The organism is Syntrophotalea carbinolica DSM 2380 (assembly GCF_000012885.1).
GTDB lineage: Bacteria > Desulfobacterota > Desulfuromonadia > Desulfuromonadales > Syntrophotaleaceae > Syntrophotalea > Syntrophotalea carbinolica.
Window position 1 is genome coordinate 2,146,333 of the sequence record NC_007498.2, and the last position, 18,912, is coordinate 2,165,244.

At 55.2% G+C, this 18,912-nt stretch carries 17 protein-coding genes; 3 read left to right on the forward strand and 14 right to left on the reverse strand.

The window, feature by feature from the left end:
* Window positions 1-64 precede the first annotated feature (64 nt).
* Both PCAR_RS10160 and PCAR_RS10165 read left to right on the forward strand, forming a co-directional pair.
* The gene (locus PCAR_RS10160) at window positions 65-1,816 is read left to right on the forward strand and encodes a [Fe-Fe] hydrogenase large subunit C-terminal domain-containing protein (RefSeq protein WP_011341577.1); all 1,752 of its coding nucleotides are present in this window, start codon (window positions 65-67) and stop codon (window positions 1,814-1,816) included.
* A gap of 10 nt (window positions 1,817-1,826) precedes the next feature.
* Window positions 1,827-3,002 carry a SpoIIE family protein phosphatase gene (locus PCAR_RS10165; protein ID WP_011341578.1) on the forward strand — a complete coding sequence of 392 codons (1,176 nt, stop codon included), beginning with the start codon at window positions 1,827-1,829 and terminating at the stop codon, window positions 3,000-3,002.
* A gap of 124 nt (window positions 3,003-3,126) precedes the next feature.
* On the opposite strand, the gene PCAR_RS10170 is transcribed toward PCAR_RS10165, so the two are convergent.
* The 3 genes from PCAR_RS10170 to PCAR_RS18800 all read right to left on the reverse strand — a co-directional run bounded on the left by PCAR_RS10170 (window position 3,127) and on the right by PCAR_RS18800 (window position 5,061).
* Window positions 3,127-4,161, reverse strand: a complete 1,035-nt coding sequence (locus PCAR_RS10170; RefSeq protein ID WP_011341579.1) for a radical SAM/SPASM domain-containing protein — start codon at window positions 4,159-4,161, stop codon at window positions 3,127-3,129.
* Window positions 4,162-4,398: 237 nt separating this feature from the next.
* On the reverse strand, window positions 4,399-4,725 hold the full coding sequence (locus tag PCAR_RS10175; RefSeq protein WP_011341580.1) for a hypothetical protein: 327 nt from the start codon (window positions 4,723-4,725) through the stop codon (window positions 4,399-4,401).
* Window positions 4,726-4,899: 174 nt separating this feature from the next.
* Entirely contained in the window at window positions 4,900-5,061 is a 162-nt protein-coding gene (locus tag PCAR_RS18800; RefSeq protein ID WP_158447416.1) for a hypothetical protein, read from the reverse strand.
* A gap of 635 nt (window positions 5,062-5,696) precedes the next feature.
* On the opposite strand from PCAR_RS18800, the gene PCAR_RS10185 reads away from it, so the two are divergent.
* On the forward strand, window positions 5,697-6,575 hold the full coding sequence (locus PCAR_RS10185; RefSeq protein WP_011341582.1) for a formate/nitrite transporter family protein: 879 nt from the start codon (window positions 5,697-5,699) through the stop codon (window positions 6,573-6,575).
* A 348-nt stretch (window positions 6,576-6,923) separates the two neighbouring features.
* Here the strand turns inward: PCAR_RS10185 and PCAR_RS10190 are convergent, their stop codons facing one another.
* The 11 genes from PCAR_RS10190 to tsaD all read right to left on the reverse strand — a co-directional run bounded on the left by PCAR_RS10190 (window position 6,924) and on the right by tsaD (window position 18,897).
* Window positions 6,924-7,556: a molybdenum cofactor guanylyltransferase gene (locus PCAR_RS10190; protein WP_011341583.1), complete on the reverse strand. Its 633-nt coding sequence runs from the start codon at window positions 7,554-7,556 to the stop codon at window positions 6,924-6,926.
* Window positions 7,557-7,598: 42 nt separating this feature from the next.
* Window positions 7,599-8,405: a formate dehydrogenase accessory sulfurtransferase FdhD gene (gene fdhD, locus PCAR_RS10195; protein ID WP_011341584.1), complete on the reverse strand. Its 807-nt coding sequence runs from the start codon at window positions 8,403-8,405 to the stop codon at window positions 7,599-7,601.
* Window positions 8,406-8,424: 19 nt separating this feature from the next.
* Window positions 8,425-9,579, reverse strand: a complete 1,155-nt coding sequence (locus PCAR_RS10200) for a cysteine desulfurase family protein (RefSeq protein ID WP_011341585.1) — start codon at window positions 9,577-9,579, stop codon at window positions 8,425-8,427.
* Window positions 9,580-9,678: 99 nt separating this feature from the next.
* Window positions 9,679-10,296, reverse strand: a complete 618-nt coding sequence (locus PCAR_RS10205; RefSeq protein WP_011341586.1) for a carbonic anhydrase — start codon at window positions 10,294-10,296, stop codon at window positions 9,679-9,681.
* Window positions 10,297-10,487: 191 nt separating this feature from the next.
* Window positions 10,488-13,211 carry a formate dehydrogenase subunit alpha gene (fdhF, locus tag PCAR_RS18430; RefSeq protein WP_011341587.1) on the reverse strand — a complete coding sequence of 908 codons (2,724 nt, stop codon included), beginning with the start codon at window positions 13,209-13,211 and terminating at the stop codon, window positions 10,488-10,490.
* Between the two features lie 24 nt (window positions 13,212-13,235).
* Window positions 13,236-14,696 (reverse strand): NADH-ubiquinone oxidoreductase-F iron-sulfur binding region domain-containing protein, encoded by a 1,461-nt coding sequence (locus PCAR_RS10220; protein WP_011341366.1) that lies wholly within the window; start codon window positions 14,694-14,696, stop codon window positions 13,236-13,238.
* Window positions 14,697-14,714: 18 nt separating this feature from the next.
* Complete coding sequence (locus PCAR_RS10225; protein WP_011341588.1) at window positions 14,715-15,098, reverse strand: (2Fe-2S) ferredoxin domain-containing protein; 384 nt, start codon at window positions 15,096-15,098, stop codon at window positions 14,715-14,717.
* Between the two features lie 20 nt (window positions 15,099-15,118).
* Window positions 15,119-15,625, reverse strand: coding sequence for a complex I 24 kDa subunit family protein (locus tag PCAR_RS10230; protein ID WP_011341589.1), 507 nt, complete (start codon window positions 15,623-15,625; stop codon window positions 15,119-15,121).
* Between the two features lie 829 nt (window positions 15,626-16,454).
* Window positions 16,455-17,249 carry a 16S rRNA (adenine(1518)-N(6)/adenine(1519)-N(6))-dimethyltransferase RsmA gene (gene rsmA / locus PCAR_RS10240; RefSeq protein WP_011341591.1) on the reverse strand — a complete coding sequence of 265 codons (795 nt, stop codon included), beginning with the start codon at window positions 17,247-17,249 and terminating at the stop codon, window positions 16,455-16,457.
* A complete protein-coding gene (locus PCAR_RS10245; RefSeq protein WP_011341592.1) occupies window positions 17,246-17,743 on the reverse strand; it encodes a DUF2062 domain-containing protein in 498 nt (165 codons plus the stop codon). The genes rsmA and PCAR_RS10245 overlap by 4 nt, the downstream gene beginning before the upstream one ends.
* 125 nt (window positions 17,744-17,868) lie before the next feature.
* Window positions 17,869-18,897: a tRNA (adenosine(37)-N6)-threonylcarbamoyltransferase complex transferase subunit TsaD gene (gene tsaD, locus PCAR_RS10250; RefSeq protein WP_011341593.1), complete on the reverse strand. Its 1,029-nt coding sequence runs from the start codon at window positions 18,895-18,897 to the stop codon at window positions 17,869-17,871.
* Window positions 18,898-18,912: the final 15 nt, after the last annotated feature.

Here is an 18,912-nt window from a genome sequence, read left to right on the forward strand (position 1 = left end):
GTTCATACGGCAAAGTTCATCTCACTATTCATCGACACGACCAACACAAGGGGTATCATCTGTCATGAATCCGCACCAGCCTGCTCAACCCCCCATCTATACCCGGGAAACTGAATGCCAGGACTGCTCCAAATGCGTGCGCTACTGTCCCGTCAAGGCGATCAAGGTCGCTGACGGGCAAGCCCGCATCGTGCCTGAAAAATGCGTGGCCTGCGGCACCTGCGTAAGGGTATGTCCCGCCAACGCCAAGCGCGTTCGGGACGACCTCGATCCGACCAAACGGATGTTGCTTTCCAGCGATCGAGTTTATGTGTCTCTCGCCCCATCCTACGTCAGCGAGTTCCCGGACATCCCCTCGACCCAGATCATTGCGGCCCTGCGCAAACTTGGGTTTGCCGGCGTCAGTGAAACCGCCCTGGGTGCCCAGGATGTATCGGCCCTGGTGGCCGCCGATCTGGCCAAAGGGGAAAACCGCCTGTACCTGTCATCGGCCTGCCCGGCCGCCGTAACCTACATCCAGAAATACCTGCCCGATCTGACCGACTCCATCACTACGGTATTGTCGCCGCTGCTGTCCCATTGCACCAAGCTGCGAGAACATTTCGGCAACGATATTCGTATTGTCTTTATCGGGCCGTGCGGCGCCAAAAAGAATGAAGCCGACCGTCATCCTGAACTGCTTGACGCCGTCATCACCTTTGCGGACCTGCGCCAATGGCTGGAGGATGAACGCATCCACCCGGGGGCTCTGCCCACAACCCCGGAGGACCGCTTCGTGCCGGAAACTTCCCAGGAAGGTGCCCTGTATCCGGTGGAAGGCGGCATGATCGAGACCATACGCCTGCAGGGCGGCTGCGATAACGTGCGCTGCATCACTGTGGCCGGCATCAACGGCATCCGCCACGTCTTATCCGGGTTCAAACCCAAATCGCTGCCCCAACCGCTGTTCATGGAACTGCTCGCCTGCCGGGGCGGCTGCATCAACGGTCCCTGCGCCGAGTTGCGCGAAGGAAACCTGGATCAATGGCAGGAGGTGATCGCCCGGGCAGATGTGCCTGCGGCTCCGGTGCACCGCGTTCCGCGCAACGATATCATCGAGACCATTATCGACGAGCCGTTACCGACCCGTAAATATAACGATGAACAATTGCGGCAGGCCCTGCGCCTCATCGACAAGGAAAAGATCGAGGACGAACTGAACTGCGGCGGCTGCGGCTATGAAACCTGCCGGGACTTTGCCGAAGCGATTCTCTCCGGCCACGCCGAAGCGTCCATGTGCCTGTCCTATTTACGACGCCAGGCGCAGCGCAAAGCCAACGCGTTGCTGCACTGCATTCCCTCGGCCATCGTGCTGGTAGACAAGGATTTGCGTGTCGTGGACTGCAACCGCCAGTTTGCCGAGTTGTTCAGCGACGACCTTGCGGAAGCCTACGACATGTGCCCGGGTCTCAAGGGCGCCGTGCTGGAACACATTCTGCCCTTTACCAAACTTTTCAAACAAGTCTTCGACAGCGGAGCCACTCTGCAGCACGATGCCCTGCACGTCGATGACCGCATCTATCAGGTCACCATATTCCCCATCGAACCGAGCCAGATCACCGGTGGCGTCATCAGCGATATCACGGCCCATGAGATGCCGCGCGAGATGATCGCCAAACGCGCTCGCGAGGTTATTCACAAAAACCTCAAGACGGTTCAGGAAATCGCTTGCCGGCTTGGCGAGAATATGGCCGACACGGAAATTCTGCTGCGCTCCCTGGCGGAAGGTTTCTCCCCGAGTCAGCCGGTAGATGACGACAGCAACGACAAGGACTAGGTGATCTTCCATGAACCATTCGCTGTTTGTTGAAATCGATTCGTTCCAATACAACTGTGTCGGGGAGGACATTTGCGGCGACTGCTTCCAGATGCAGAAGACCCCCGGCTTCAACCGCATCATTGCCATCCTGTCCGACGGCCTCGGACACGGCGTCAAAGCCGGTATCCTGTCCAACATGACGGCTTCCATGGCCCTTAAATTCATGGCCAGCAACCAGGCGCTCATCCCCTCGGCCGAGATCATGATGGACGCCCTGCCGGTGTGCCAAACCCGCAAAATAAGTTATGCGACTTTTTCCATCGTCGATTACATGCCCGGCGAGGGGGTTCGCGTCATCGAAATGGACAACCCCCCGGTCATCCTGATCCGCAACGGCGCCCTGCTCGATCCCCCCTATAAGGAAGTCTGGTCGCCGCGACATGAAAACCGCAAAATGCGCATCTATGAAATCGACGTGCAACCCCAGGATCGCCTCATTATCATGTCCGACGGAATCAGCCAGGCCGGACTCGGTTCCGACATCTACAAACTCGGGTGGCGCCGCCAGGGTTGTGCCGACTATGCGCTGGATATGATCCGAACGCAACCGTCGATCTCGGCCCGTAAACTGGCGCGGGAAATTGTCGTCAAGGCCCGGGAACTGGAAGAAAACGGCAAACCCGGCGACGACATGACGGCGGCCGTGTTTTATTTTCGCATTCCCCGTCGCACCATCCTGCTCACCGGCCCTCCTTTTTCCAAGGATCACGACCGGGAATATGCCTGGATTCTGAACGCCTTTCGCGGCAACAAGGTCATCTGCGGCGGCACCTCGGCGGAAATCGTGGCACGGGAACTGGACCGGGAAATCCATACCGATCTGTCCACCGTCGCCGAAGGGATTCCACCCATCGCCACCATGGAGGGGGTCGATCTCATTACCGAAGGCATCCTGACCCTTACCCATACGGCCCAGTTGCTGGAGAGCGGCGAGGCCCCTCAGGAAAAAAACGGCGCCGCGCTATTGACCAACCTGCTGCGGGACAGCGACAGTATCCAGTTCGTGATCGGCACCAAAATCAACGAAGCACATCAGGATCCGCGTCACCCCGAAGACCTGGAAATACGCCGTAATATCACCAAACGCCTGGCCACGGTACTGGAAAAGAAATACCTCAAAGAGGTGTCCATTCGTTATATCTGATCCGACCTGCATCTCGCAGATTCCGAACTGACGGCATCGAATTTCGAAGCAAGCCTCTCGATAATTCGATGCCGTTTTCATGCTACGGACACAGCTTTTCGTCACCAACTTGATAATGAAGCGCTCAGCCGGCACCTTCCTGTCCGGGCAGCAACGGGCGCAAATTGCCGATGTCGACCCCCGCCTGATCGGCCAGCGTCTCCAAAATACCGATCAATGCGCCATGTTCGGGATGCCGGGTATCGTGGACGCATCGAAGGCGATACTCCTGTTCCGAAAAAGTCCCCCAATTGACCAGTCGGCTGAAATAAACCGCGGCACCGTACTCCCGTGCCAGATCGACGAACGCGGCCATTTCCGTGTAATTGTTCTGCTGCACCACAAAACTCAGGGTAAGCGGCACGTTCAGAGACCGGATAAAGGCCAGATTATTCAACAGCCGCGAAAAATCGCCGCCCCGCCGATTAAGAGCATAGGTCGATGCACGGGCCGCATCCACCGAGATTTCGGCGGATTTCAGCAATTCCCGGGCATGGGGCATGGAATCCCACATGCGCGCATCCCAGAGCAAACCGTTGGTATGCAGACGAAGGGTATGCAGGCGCGGAAAATCGCCGCGGGTCATAGTCTGCAACAAAGACCGGTAGGAAGGACTGCCGAAAGGGTCGCCGAAACCGCTGACGGTCATCTCCTCCAGACCGGGGCCGATGGCGATTCGAATGCGATCCTCGATCTGCCGCAGCCGCCTTTCGGTGCGCTTGCCTGCCTGCATGAAATCTCTGCGACAACTGGCACAGGCCAGATTGCAGCGATGGTCGTAACAAAGATTTATGGCACGCGGTCCAAAAGGCAGCTGCACCATTTGGCGTTGCATCATATGCCGCAACGCCGGCGTAACCGCCGTCAGCGGCATAACCGGAGACGAACCAGCGGCCAGTCTGGGACAACGCAAACGATTGCACCGGGCAAAGGATCCATCGATCACGGAACGACGTATGGCCAGGGCCACGGCACCGTTCCAGATATCACCAAAAGCATTCTGCAGCAGGTTACCCAACGGCCGCTCCAGCCAACTTGGACAACAGGCAAAGACCGACCCGTCCGCATGGACTTCGCACCAGGTAAAAGGTTGCGTGCAAACCAAACCATGATCGTTCATGTCAAACCGTCACACTTTTAAATCGCCGGGGAAAATCCCCGACCGAAGGAAACGAACCGTCATCCGGCATGGCCACATCCGTCACCGACTCCCCTCAAAACGCGCTGCAAGATGGCGAACAGGCATTCTTTTACAACAAAAAAAGCCCCCTTGCATAGCTCGGAGGCTTTAAAAATCACGATTTACACCCGGCCAGTGTGCACGTACACGCTGACAGAGGGTTTTTGTACGGCGATATTATTCGGCAGCTTCGGGTTTTTCCATTTTTATGGCATCAGCGGCAGCTTCAGTAGCCTCGGCAGCTTCATCCATAACATCGGCAGCAGCATCCTTGACAGCCTCAGCGGCGTCCTCGGCGACTTCTTCAGCGGCTTCGGTAGCCTGGTCCATAGTTTCAGCGGCTTCATCCATGACGTCTGCAGCTTCGTCAGCCGCCTGATCCATGGCCGGAGCGACATCCTGGACCTCTTCCGCGGGAGCAGGAGCCTCTTCTTTTTTCTGACACGCGACCGTCATACCGGCCATAAGCAGCATACAAAAGAAAACAAGCACTTTTTTCATCATGGCAAATCTCCTAAATATCCATAGTAATTATTTTGAGAAATCCGTCTGCCCCTATGACAGACGACCGAAAGATACGCTCATTCGCAATAAAATCAATGGAAATCTTATGCAACCGGCTAAATTTAAGTATGTCACGAACCATGAGCTATCGGGAGCCCGGGAACACCTGAAAGTTTATTTCAAAAACATGGAGATACCGACATCCTGAGCCCGCCGATATCCGGCCGTTTCGTTCTGGGACCACGCATGCAGCGCAGGCCCCGACAACATGGCGTCCTGCTCGACCCTCTCGGGATCCCAGCCCTGATGTTTCAGATAGTGCCGGGCACGCCGCATCGCTCCGTCCGGACTACGTTCCATCACCCAAAAATGAGCGCTGACCCCGGGGACAACACGAAAGTTCGGATTCCCGGGAACAGGCCTGGCTCTGATAACGAGAAAATAAGTTTTCATCGCAAACCGTTACCCCGTTACAAAAGTGGGGAATGAAACAGCGGAGCAGAAGTGCGTTATAATTTACCACTCCTACCATTCACATGCAAACGCTAATTAATGTACGCCATAATTCGACACCACCATGAATTTCCGCTTATCCCGCGCGCGCATCCAAAGCCTGCCGAACGGGATACAAATCCAGGCCCGGACTAAACAGCGTTATACTCACCTTGCCGCATTCACCAACACAGCCTGCGTCATGCATTTTTTCAAAAAATATTATTGACACAAATCGTCATTCAGACCTATACTGCGAACGTTTTTATGATGTTATTTTTCTCTTTATCTACCTTATAAAACATATAGTTGTAACCTTCGGGATTATTTCGCTGGTTTTGTCGAGCTGGTTGGGAGGCTAGTTCTGCACGCGGGCTCAATAAGGTGAGTTGCACCTTATTAAAGGCCCAAAACCATCTAAAATCCCTTTGTTATTGTTCCTGGTCGATAAAACGCATTTTCATGGGGAGGAGAACCAGATGTCTAACTTCGCACCACCTGCGGAACTGGCCAAGTCTTTCATTGCCATCGGCAAGGCAAAGGCTAACAACACCACCGTAAAACTTTTTGTACTCGGCATTCTTGCAGGTGTCTTCATCGGCTTTGCCGCACACCTTGCCACCACTGTCGCCACCGGCGCCTGGACCGTTTTCGGCCTGAAAAAATTCTTCATCGGCGCGGTCTTCAGCGTAGGACTTATGTTGGTCATGATTCCCGGTTCGGAACTCTTTACCGGCAACAACATGATGACCGTTGCTCTGTTCAACAAAGACATCACCCTGGCGCAGATGCTGCGCAACTGGGTCATTGTCTACTTCGGCAACTTCGTCGGTTCCATCGCCCTGGCCTGGATGATCGGCAGCGCCAGCGGCCTGCTCGACGGCGCCGTCGGTGCTACCGCCATCAAGATTGCTTTCGGCAAAGTCACCGCCGGCGGCGATGCACACATCAGCATGTACTTCTGGCGCGCCATCGGCTGTAACTGGCTGGTCTGCCTGGCCGTTATGATGGCTATCGCAGCCAAGGACATCGCCGGCAAAGTACTGGCGATCTTCTTCCCCATCATGGCGTTCGTCACCTCCGGTTTTGAGCACTGCGTGGCCAACATGTACTTCATCCCTGCCGGTATCTTCGCCAAGTCCTCCGCTGCTGCCGTGGCAGCTTCCGGCAAATCCGCCGAAGCCCTCGCCGGCCTCAACTGGAGCACCATGTGGACCAGCAATCTGCTGATCGTTACCGCCGGCAACATCGTTGGCGGAGCCGTTCTGTGCGGTGTCGTTTACTGGTGGGCTTTCGTCCGCGGTACGACCCAGCAAGCTGAAGCAGTTGCAGCCAAATCGACGGCTAAAGCTATCTAAACACCTTATATAATCGATCGGGATTTGGCATAGAGGAGCACTCTCCTCTATGCCTTTTTTTATTTTGCGCCTCGCCTCACTGATTGACAGCCACAAACTCCACCCCGAAGCCCGCCTTCGCCATCCAGGCCCGACCTGACCACGATCGGTAAAACAACAGCCCGTATCGGACTGTCACGCAACAGGGTTTTCGATGCCTACGCCGTTAACTCCGGACGGCCGGAATCGGCTTAAGAAAACACCGTAGACGCACCTGATCGAACAAATACTGCGGGTACCCACCCGGCAGCAAATCTGCCCCACCTAAACGATAAATAAAAATGGATTTTGTTTTTCAGAAGGGAAATTTCACCGGGAAGCGGCGCATGACGGCGCATGGAATCCCAGACCGGGGCCCTGACGCCGCCATTTTTCGAAATCCTCGCGGGTGTTGAGATTGAGAAACATCCGCCAATCGGGACTGAAGTGCCTGGCCTGTTGCTCCGAAACATAGTGCGTGGCCAGGCTTTTGAGAAACCGGAACAGGGAATGGTGCCCGGCGCCGAGATAATCCTCAATCGCCGCGACCAGATCGCGTGAGTAGAAAGCATTGAAAGGTTCGATCCAGTCTCCGAAACGCGTGATACAGGCACGAGCCGGGCTGCTTTCAAGGCATTGCCGCATATAACGAATATAATCCAGATTAATATTGGGCATATCGCAGGCCAGGAAATAAACATAGTCCGAGACGGCTGTCTTCAGACCGATATGAATCCCGCCCAGCGGCCCTTTATCGCGGATCTCATCGCTAACCACGACAAAGGGTGTTTCACGATAGAGTTCCGGCGTATTGCTGACAACGATAATCTTGTCGAAAAGCGCCGCAAGCTGCTCTCCGTGATGGCAAAGCAGGTAGTGATTTTTTACCTGCAAAAATTGTTTGTCGAAACCCATCCGACGGCTCTTGCCACCGGCCAGAATCACTGCGCTGCCGAATTTCATATCTTTATATCCCCTGGCTGCCTCGCTTATCGGACGAGGTGATCACTCACTGCACAGAGCATCAAAGTGGGTATAGACATTAAACTTGCCGCCACGGGCAAAACCGACCAGGGTCATTCCCAGCGCCTGGGCCTGCTCAATGGCGGCACTGGTCGGTGCGGAACGGGAAACAATAGCAGGGATACCGCGCCGGGCCACTTTACCGACAATTTCGCTGGAAATCCTGCCGCTGGTCAGAACCATTTTATCCTGTAACGATATACCCTGCAGCATGGCATAGCCCAGAATCTTATCCAGGGCATTGTGCCGGCCGATATCCTCTTCGAAAACCAGGATTCCGGAACCGTCGGAAAGCGCGCAACTATGCACTCCGCCCGTATCCAGAAACAGCTGAGATTGCCTGTTGAACTGAGCCATCAGATCGAGGATATGGGTGGCCTGAAATGTGAAGTTACCCTCGATACGGTCGGCAAGGTCACCGAAATCGGCCAGGTACAACATGGATCGCCCTTTGCCGCAAGCGGTGGTGACGGTCTTCTGGGCAAAGAGCTGATCTCCGGCCAGCATAAACGCATCCTTGTTTTCCAGGGTCACCTGCGCCTGTTTCCGTTCGACATCGACACTCAGGCTTTCCAGTTCGTCGCGACTCTGAATAACCCCTTCGGAGAACAGAAAGCCGACCACCAGGTTTTCCAGGGAACGGGGCGTACACAGCAATGTGATGAAATCCTTACCGTTGACCTGAATCGCCAGATCGTATTCCTCAGCCACCACATCCGTAACCTGACGGATCTGCCCCTGCCGGTATTGCAGGATATCGAATTCTCGTTGTTCCCTGTCTGCTGCCATAGTCGCCTTCCCGAAAACGTCAATCAATAAAGGACGGGGCCGCTGCGATGCCCCGCTGCAGCAACCTGGCGATTTTATCGATCGCCACGCCGGGCCTCAAGCCGAGCCGAATAGTCTGAAAACATTCCTCATCGCTCAATCCGATGGCCCTCAGGACATGAGACGGCTTTGTATCGGACGAGGAACAGGCCGAGCCGGCGGAAAAGGATAACGTGTCCTTGAGAAGCAGCATAAGGGCACTGGCCTCGATCCCGGGAATGGTTATGCTGAGATTGCGGGCCAGCTTGTGTTCCGCATCGCCATTCATGCGCAGTTGCGGAAATGCGCGCTGAAGACGGGCGAAAAGCTCCCCTGACGCCTCCCGAAGATTCCGTTGATTTTCGTCCATCTCCGTCATGCATAAACGCAAAGCGGACGCCATACCGACAATAGCCGGCACATTGAGGGTACCCGGGCGCAGTCCCTGCTCCTGACCGCCGCCGTACAGAATCGGTTGCCAGTGAGCGGTCGCCACGGTATCTCGGATATACAGACCGCCAATGCCCTTGGGCCCGTAAAATTTATGGGCACAAAAGGACAGCAAATCGATGTGCAACTGTTCGACGTCGAGCGGTTCGTGCCCAACGGCCTGGGCCGCATCGCAATGGAACAGGATTCCGGCTTCGCGGCATATTCGTCCGATATCCGCCACCGGCTGCAAGGTACCGATCTCGTTATTGGCAAACATGACCGAAACCAGCCTGGTTTCGGGCCGCAAGGCTCGTCGCAGACACTCCGGATCGATGCGACCGCAGCTGTCGACCGGAAGCAGGGTCACCTCGACACCGAAGTTTTCAAGCCGGGCCAGCGGCGCCAGCACCGAGGCATGCTCAATGGCCGAAGCGATAACATGGCGTTTGCCGCTACAGGCTCCCAAAGCTCCGAACAGTGCCATATTATTGGCCTCGGTAGCGCCGCCGGTAAAAACAATCTCGCGCCCGGAACGACAACCGAGGGACTCGGCGACAGTTTGTCGCGCCTGCTCTACGGCCCGATGCGCGACCTCGCCATGTCTATGCTCCGACATGGCCGGATTGCCGCACTGAGCGGTAAAATAGGGCAGCATGTCTTCGAGCACCCGGGGATCCACCGGGGTGGTGGCATGACAATCGAGATAAATAGGTTCGTGACTCAAAAGCTACATTCCTAGGTGCATAATTCGCAGATGTGTGCCGAAAGGTCGCAACCATGCGGCAAGCGAGCCTTCCGACACTTTCATCAATAAGCTACAGAATCAGTTGCCCTGCTTGACCATATACCCCTTGGCCAGGGCCGTGTTAACATGCACAACACCCGGATTCATCGCCCGAAAAGGGTAATCGGCACCGATTTCCGGCAAGGCATCGGCATCTTCCTGGGTACGAATAACGGAACCGGCCGGCACATAACGCCCGTCCGCTACCGTCACGCCCATGACGATGGACCCCGGTTCGATAACACAACCCTTACCGACAAAAGATTTGAATACCAGCGACTTCATGCCCACGAAAGTATCGTCCAGAACCACAGCCGGACCATGGATCTGCACCTGGTGCGCGAGAGAAACCCGGCAGCCGACGTAGGCCCCATACGACCGGCCATCAACCTGATAAAGGTTTTTGGCCACCGGCTTGCCATTCATCTCCGTCTCCAGGGCATGAATCACCACCCCGTCCTGAATATTGGAATCGTCGCCGACATGAAGCGGCTGTCCCTCGTCGCCCCGCACGACGGCGGTAGGCGAAACCATGATATTTTTTCCCAGAATAACATTCCCGATGACTGCCGCCAAGGGGTGAACATAGGTGCTGGCATCGATGACAGGCTCCGATGCCTCGCTACAAAAATCAGTGACAACGTTTTTTTCGATCATTGGTCAACCCTCCCCTATCCTGACATGAAATATGTTGCTGATAACAACGCCCCCCATACCAGATACGATTGGCATGGGGGAACGGTAAGAGAAAAGTCCTTCCTCTGTTGAGCCTTATACATTGAAAAAACGGGGCAATCGGACCATACGGTAACGGGGACGGCGAATGCCGTCCCCGTACATATGGACTACTATTTGATCTTGTCCGTTTCCTCAGACCAGTCCCAGGCCACCTTTTCAAGCTTGGCTGCACAGGATTTGTACTCGGGAATCTTGGCGATCGGATCGAGTACAGGGTTGGTCAGGGTATTGGCCGCACCCTCGGCGAAGTGGAACGGCATGAAGATGACGTTCTCCTTCAGTTTGGGCGTAACCTTGGCCGTTGCCACGACAGTACCGCGACGGGTGCTGACCTTGACCTTGTCCCCCTCCACAATGCTCAGCTTGCGAGCCGCTTCGGGATTGATCTCGACAAAGGATTCGGGTGACATGGCGTTCAGCCCATCCACTTTGCCGGTCATGGTACGGGTGTGATAGTGATAGAGAACACGACCGGTGGTCATAATCACGGGGTACTCGTCGCAAGGCAACTCGGCACTGGGCTTGAATGCAGCAGGCTTGAAGATACCGAGACCACGAGCAAACTTGCCGACATGCAGGAATTTGGTGCCGGCGTGATCTTCGGTGGGACAGGGCCACTGCAGGCTGCCCAGCTCCGCGAGACGATCGTAACTGATACCGGCATACGAAGGCGTTACCTCGCGGATTTCAGCAAACACGTCCTCAGGGCTGACATAGTCTTTCCCGATTCCAAGTCGCTTGAGGACCTCGGACAGGATCTGCCAGTCGGGCTTGCAGTCGCCGACGGGAGCGATGGCCTTGCGTACCCTCTGAACACGCCGTTCGGTATTGGAGAAGGTACCATCCTTTTCGGCGAAAGAGGCCGCAGGCAGAACCACGTCGGCCAGCTGAGCCGTTTCCGTCAGGAAGATATCCTGCACCACCAAAAATTCGGTGTTTTTCAGGGCCTCTTCCACATGGTTCAGATCCGGATCCGATACCATCGGGTTTTCGCCCATAATATACAGGAACTTGATATCGCCGTGACCGGCGCTGTGAACGATTTCGGTAAGGGTCAGCCCCACCTTATCGGACAACTCGGCACCCCAGGCCTTCTCGAACTTGGCCTTGACATCGGCATCGACTACCTTCTGGTAGGCGGGATAGGTACCGGGCAGAGCACCCATATCGCAGGCACCCTGTACGTTGTTCTGTCCGCGCAGCGGGTTAACGCCACCGGATTCGATACCGATGTTGCCGCACAGCATAGCCAGGTTGGCCATGCTCATAACGCCTTCGGTACCGCTGGAATGCTGGGTTACACCCATGCAGTAGACGATGGAGCCTTTTTCACCTTCGGCATACATGCGAGCTGCCTTCTTGATATCTTCGGCGCTGACACCGCAGATTTCAGCAGCTTTTTCCGGAGTGAAGTCGCCAACGATAGACACCAGTTCATCGTAGTTCTCGGTGCGCTCCTTGACGTACTCGGCATCCTCCAGCCTTTCGGTAATGATGTAGTTCATGATGGCGTTGCTAAGAGCGATATTGGTTCCGGGGTTGACCTGAAGGAAAACATCGGCATCATTGGCAATGTCAATCCTGCGCGGATCGACAACGATGATTTTCGCGCCTTTTTTCTTTGCCTGACGGATCTTGGCACCGATAACCGGATGGTTTTCGGTGGTATTGGAACCGCTGATGAAAATAACATTACTATCGATCAACTCGTTGATGGAGTTGGTCATTGCGCCACTACCAAGCGTAGTTGCCAGACCGGCAACGGTGGAGCTGTGTCAAAGTCGGGCGCAGTGGTCGACACTGTTTGTGCCGAACCCCGCGCGTACCATTTTCTGGAACAGATAGTTTTCTTCGTTGGTGACACGTGCGGAGCTCAAACCCGCGAGAGCTTCGCTACCGTATTCAGCCCTGACGGTCTTGGCTTTGGAGGCAACCAGATCGAGAGCTTCTTCCCAGGTCGCCTTGACCAGCTCGCCATTTTTCCTGACCAACGGGGTGGTCAGACGATCGGGATGATTGATGAAATTGTAGCCGAACTTACCTTTGACACACAGCAGACCGTCGTTGGAAGCGCCGTTAAGCGGTTCAACGCCGACCACTTTGTTGCCCTTGGTAACCAGGTTCATCTGGCAACCGACACCACAGTAGGAGCAGGTGGTCTGGGTTTTGCTGATTTCCCAGCTGCGATATTTTTCTTTGCTTTTCGGCAGCAGGGCGCCGACCGGGCAAACCGACACGCAGTTACCGCAGGAGACGCAATCGGAAGCATCCATGCCCTTATCGAAAGGAGCTACGGGATGGGTGGTAAAACCGCGATTACCGAAGCCGATGGCATTGGTATTCTGGAAGTTGGAGCAAACCTGCACGCAACGACGGCAGGCCACACATTTATTCAGGTCGCGGATATAGAATTTATTGGTATCGTCCACCGGGAAATCGTTACGCAGTCCGGGGTAGATGGTCTCCTCGATACCGTACTGATAACAAAGATCCTGCAGCTTGCAATTACCGGCCTTCTCGCAGGTCAGACAATCGAGAGGATGGTCGGAAAGCATCAGGTGAAGCACCGTCTTGCGCGCTTCGATAACCCGCGGGGTATCGGTCTTGATCACCATTCCGTCCATCAGGGGAGTAGCGCACGCCGGAGCGAGGTTACGGCGATTCTCAACTTCAACCACGCAGATACGGCAAGCCGCAGCCTGCTGGCTGAACATTTTTTCCATATCGAGATGGCACAGGGTAGGAACATCAATCCCTGCCTTCTGCGCTGCCTGCAGAATCGTGCTGCCGGCAGGCATTTCGACAGACTGACCGTCGATGGTTATATTCATCATAGACATCTGGAATGTCTCCTTTCGTTACTGTTTGATGATGGCGTCGAACTTACACTTGTCCAGACATGCGCCGCACTTGATACATGCAGCCTGGTCGATGACATGGACTTCCTTCGGCTTACCGCTGATGCAGTTAACCGGGCAGACTTTGGCGCACAGGGTACAGCCAACGCACTTCTGGTCCACAACAGTGTATTCGAGCAGTTCGGCGCAAACGCCGGCAGGACATTTCTTGTCGATAACGTGCGCGCGGTACTCGTCTTCGAAGACGCGCATGGTCGACAATACCGGGTTAGGCATGGTCTGGCCCAGGCCGCACAGAGCGGTGTCCTTGATGTTCACCGACAGGCTGCGCAGTTTTTCCAGATCTGCTTCGGTACCCTGACCGATGGTGATTTTATCAAGCAGTTCGTAGATACGCTTGGAGCCGATACGGCAGGGCGTACATTTGCCGCAGGTCTCGTCCATGGTGAAGTCGAGGAAGAACTTGGCAACCGACACCATGCAGTCCTCTTCGTCCATGACGATCATGCCGCCGGAACCCATCATCGACTGGCGTGCCACGAGGTTTTCGTAGTCGATAGGAGCGTCCAGATCCTTGTAGGTCAAAGCACCGCCGGAGGGACCGCCGGTCTGAACGGCTTTGAATTCCTTGCCGCCGGGGATGCCGCCGCCGATATCGTAGATAACTTCTTTGAGGGTGGTTCCCATGGGAACCTCGATCAGACCGACATTGGCGATCTTACCGCAGATACAGAAAACCTTGGTGCCCTTGGAAGTTTCGGTACCGATCTTGTTGAACCAGTCGGCGCCCTTCATGATGATGGCCGGGATGTTGGCCAGGGTCTCGACGTTGTTCACGATGGTCGGCTTGTTCCAGTAACCGGCTTCGGCAGGGAAAGGAGGCTTGGTGTAAGGCTCGCCGCGGTTACCTTCCATGGAGTTGATCAGGGCGGTTTCCTCGCCGCAGACAAACGCGCCGGCGCCGTATTTCAACTCGAGGTCGAAACAGAAGTCGGTGCCCATGATGTTGTCGCCCAGCACGCCCATTTCCTTGGCCTGCTCGATGGCCATTTTCAGGCGGGCAATGGCCAGCGGGTACTCGGCACGGATGTAGATGGTGCCTTTGTTGCCGCCGATGGCGTAGGCGCCGATGGCCATAGCTTCCAGAACGCTGTGCGGGTCGCCTTCGAGAACCGCGCGGTCCATGAATGCCCCCGGGTCGCCTTCATCGGCGTTACATACGACATGCTTGATGTCGGAATCGTACTTGGCGGCAAAACCCCATTTTACGCCGGTGGGGAAACCTGCGCCGCCACGGCCGCGCAGACCGCTGTTTTTCATCAGTTCGATAACGTCGGCAGGCTTCATTTCGGACAGGCATTTGCCCAGAGCCTGGTAGCCGCCGACGGCAATGTAGGACTCGACGGATTCCGGATCGATAAACCCGCTGTTGCGGGTGGCTATTCTAAGCTGAGTTGCCATAGTCATTCTCTCCCTGGATTAAAAAACAACGCGCTCGTAGGCGGACGGAATCACACCGTCGACCATCTCGCCGTTTTTGATGTATTTCTGCACCAGTTCTTTGGCCTTTTCGTCTTTGACGTATCCAAAAACAACAGGCTCCTTGCCGGGCAGAGTGATCTCAACGGTGGGCTCGGCGTAGCAGTAGGTCTGGCAACCCACCTGATTGAACTCGACGTTGGTCAGCCCTTGCGCTGCGCATTCCTGCTTCATGGCTTCCATGGCTTCCTTGCCGCCCGAAGCGATGCTGCAGGTTGCCAGAGAAACATTGACTATAACGTTATCGCTTTTGATTTTGTTGGCAGCAGCTTTCAGTTCTTCAGCTTTTTTCTGCAGCTCTGCCAGAGATTTGATCTTGGCCATTTCCGTGTTACCTCCCTGCATTAAGCAAACTCGGCGATGATGTCTTTGACCTGGTCGGGCGTAACATTGGCGTAAACCTTTTCGCCAACCAGAACAACCGGAGCCAGTGCGCAAGCACCAACGCAGCGCAGGCAGTCGATGGAGAACTTACCGTCCTCGGTCACTTCGCTCACAGCGACATTAAGCTGATTTTTAAAGGCATCAACGACTTTGTCGGCACCTTTAACGAAGCAGGCGGTACCCATGCAGACAGAGATGGGATGCTTCCCTTTGGGAATCATTGTGAAGAAAGTGTAAAAACTGACCACTCCGAACACTTGCACGACCGGAACGTTCATGGCGTTGGCAACATACTCTTGAATCTCTTCGGGAAGATACCCGAACAGACTCTGCGCTTTGTGCAAAGCGGTAATGAGGTGGCCTTCCTTGGTCGGCAAGGCCTCGATGAAATCATCGAGTTCCCGGAAAAGATATTCCGGCAAATCTTGCGGCGACCCGCATTTCTGTGTTTCCTGGCAGCTAGACATAGCTTCCTCCCCTGAATCAAAAGATTGGCATCCAAACGCAAACGGAGGGCATTTGCACACAGGTGCAGAATTATCACGCATGCATTGCATGCCTGACCTGTCGGCAAACAGGCGCAGCTATCCCTCGCCCGAAACGCCTAGATCCCGGTTGAAATACCACGCAAGAGGACACGCGTTGCTGGATATCGCGCATCTATGCGGTTTTTTTTGCTGGTTTTTTACTGAGTGTGGGATATACAGAGAAAAGGCCGAGCCTTAACACTCGGCCATTTCTCCTCCTCCAATAACAATATGCAAACGTCGGCCCTTCTCAGGCAGACAAAAACAACAGGGAGTTAAAGACAAAGAATTTCATAGACGGCGCCCCAGTCATGAATCTCCTCGCCGGCACCTCAAGGCACCCTCAAGTTTTCCTCGCTATCGTTTTTTTCTGCCAAATAAGGCCACATGATTGATAGCATCAATAAAATATCATTTCAACATAATTCGCCCTGAAATCACCGGATGAAACACAATTTTATGGGGAAATCATTTTATTCCCAATGGTTTACAAAAAAATAAGCAAAACATTAAATTTACACAACGTTACCATCGGATAAATCATAGCCGACCAGCGGAAGAGAATAACGACGTTCGCCCCCCCCACATCCAGGGCGGTGCCGCCGCAAGCGGCAACAATAGCGTTGACTGGCGACAGGGCGTTCTTGCTGTTTTTCCGTTTGTTGAAATCCAGGAGACAGGGAAAGCGGCGGGAATAAGTCGGAGACAGCCCCGAAATACCGAGACAGATCGGATTAAAACGCATGCGGCGCTGCGCATAGCGCTACGATCAAACGAAATGCGGTTGAATCAATTGCGCCAGTTTGCCGAACTCTTCAAGACTGAGGGTCTCGGCACGTCGACCGGGATCGATCCCGGCGTCCAGCAGGGACACTTCCAGACCGTCGAATCCCAAACCTGCGCCGGTCAGACTGTTGCGCAGAGTTTTGCGCCGCTGGGCAAAGGCGGCCTTGACGACGCGTCGGAAAAACTGCTGATCCTCGACGACAATGCGCGGTTGCGCCAGTGCATCGAAACACAACACAGCCGAATGGACTTTCGGTGGCGGGTAAAACGCGCCGGGAGGAACGCGCAAGACACGGCGGATATCGAACCACACCTGGCACAATACGGACAGAATGCCGTAATTCTTGCTGCCGGGACCGGCACACAGTCGCTCTCCGACCTCCTGCTGGAACATCAATACCAGGCGCGAAAAAAGATGCCGGTGATCGAGGATCTTAAAAACAATCTGGCTGGAGATATTATAGGGCAGATTGGCGATCAGCTTATACGGCGGATCGGTCAAAAGAGCCGTCCAATCCAGCTTCAGGGCATCCCCGAGATGTACAACAAGCTTGTCCTCATCGCGGGCCTGCAAGCCGGCCCCAAGATCCCGATCGATCTCGATGACATGCAGTCTGGCCACCTCCGGCAACAACCGGTCGGTCAACGCTCCAAGGCCGGGACCGATCTCCAGCACCCGGTCCTCAGGCTGCAAATCGGCCGCCGCGAAAATCCCGTCGACAACCTGGCGGTCCTGCAGAAAATTCTGTCCGAAACGTTTTTTGGGACGGTGATTCATGGCCCTTCTTTCTGTCTGCGCCGAGGCCGTCGGGGCCAGCGGGGTATTTTCCAGGTTTGCGTTATGGGAATAATGCGAATAGCGGCGAGATAGACCGTCATGGCGGTCAATGCAGCCCATAACAGGCTGCCGACACCGAGGGGCAGCAACACTTCCCAACCGAGGCTTTTCAATGCGGAAAAACTCAAAGAGGCCGGTATGTGGACATAATCCATATTCAACAATACGCGTCCGGATTCATACTCGAGGGCATAGATGAAAGGCGCGGTAAAAGGATTCGTCACCCAGACGCCCAACACGGCGGCGAACTTATTCTCTTTGAGCATCACGGCCAGGCAAACGGCCAGCAGCATCTGAAAACCGAAGGTCGGGGTCAGCCCGATAAAAATACCCAGAGCCAAACCTTTGGATATTTCCTCAGGAGCACCGCGCAGACGCAGAAACCGTACAACCAATAATTTGATTTGCCGAACCAGAGGCCATCGCCTATACATGCGGTTCCATCCGTTCGTGACTAGCCTGTGCGGGAAGTGGCGTCACATCTCTCTGAAAATGTCAGGTCTTGCAAAAACACACCAACACCCTCGCCAACCGAAAAAAGTCAGGGGCAGAGCACAAGCTACCGGCAGGGCTGTGGCCAACCGGCCTGATCGAGGGGCCAATTGGACCGGGCGTTGAGATCCAGATCGGAGGTACAGCCCCCCGCAAGGTAGGCGTCTCCGGCAACACCGAGCATGGCGGCATTATCCGCGCATAAGCCCGGGCTGGGGAAAAATACCTGGAATCCTTCTTTAGCCGAACGCTCCCCCATCATGCGACGCAGTCCCTTGTTGCAAGCTACGCCACCGGCCACCACGATGCGTTGCAGCCCTGTTTCCCTGGCCGCCCGCAGGGTTTTTTTGCAAAGTACTTCGACCACCGCCTGCTGAAAACTGGCCGCAACATCGCGAAGATGATCCCCTTCGATGGGACCTTTCTGACTTTGCGCATAATACAGCAAGGCGGTTTTGATTCCGCTGAAACTGAAATCAAAGTTGGGTTTTTTAAGCAACGGCCGTGGAAAATCGAAGGCCTTGGGATTGCCCTCGGCGGCCAGCCGATCGATGACCGCACCGCCGGGATAACCGAGCCCCAGAAGCTTGGAGACCTTGTCGAAAGCTTCCCCCGCGGCGTCATCGAGGGTCCGGCCGACAATCCGGTACCGACCGATACCGTCGACGCGATAAAGGTGGGTATGCCCCCCTGAAACAGCCAAAGCCAGATAGGGAAACGGGACATCCTGCTCCAACAGAGGCGCCAGAATGTGCCCTTCCATATGATGAACGCCGACCAGCGGGATATCCAGCGACATGGCCATGGCCTTGGCCATGGACAAACCGACCAGCAAGGCACCCACCAGACCGGGACCGCGCGTTACGGCGATGCCTTCGATATCGCCAAGCGCAACCCGGGCCTGGCGCAAAGCATCGTCGACCACCACCGCCACAGCTTCCATATGTTTGCGCGAAGCCAGTTCGGGGACGACACCGCCATACAATGCGTGAACGTCGATCTGCGATGCAATGACATTCGACAAAACCTGGCGGCCGTCACGTACGACAGCCGCCGAAGTTTCGTCACAGGAAGATTCAAGGGTCAACAATAACATGAAACAGGGTCTTCT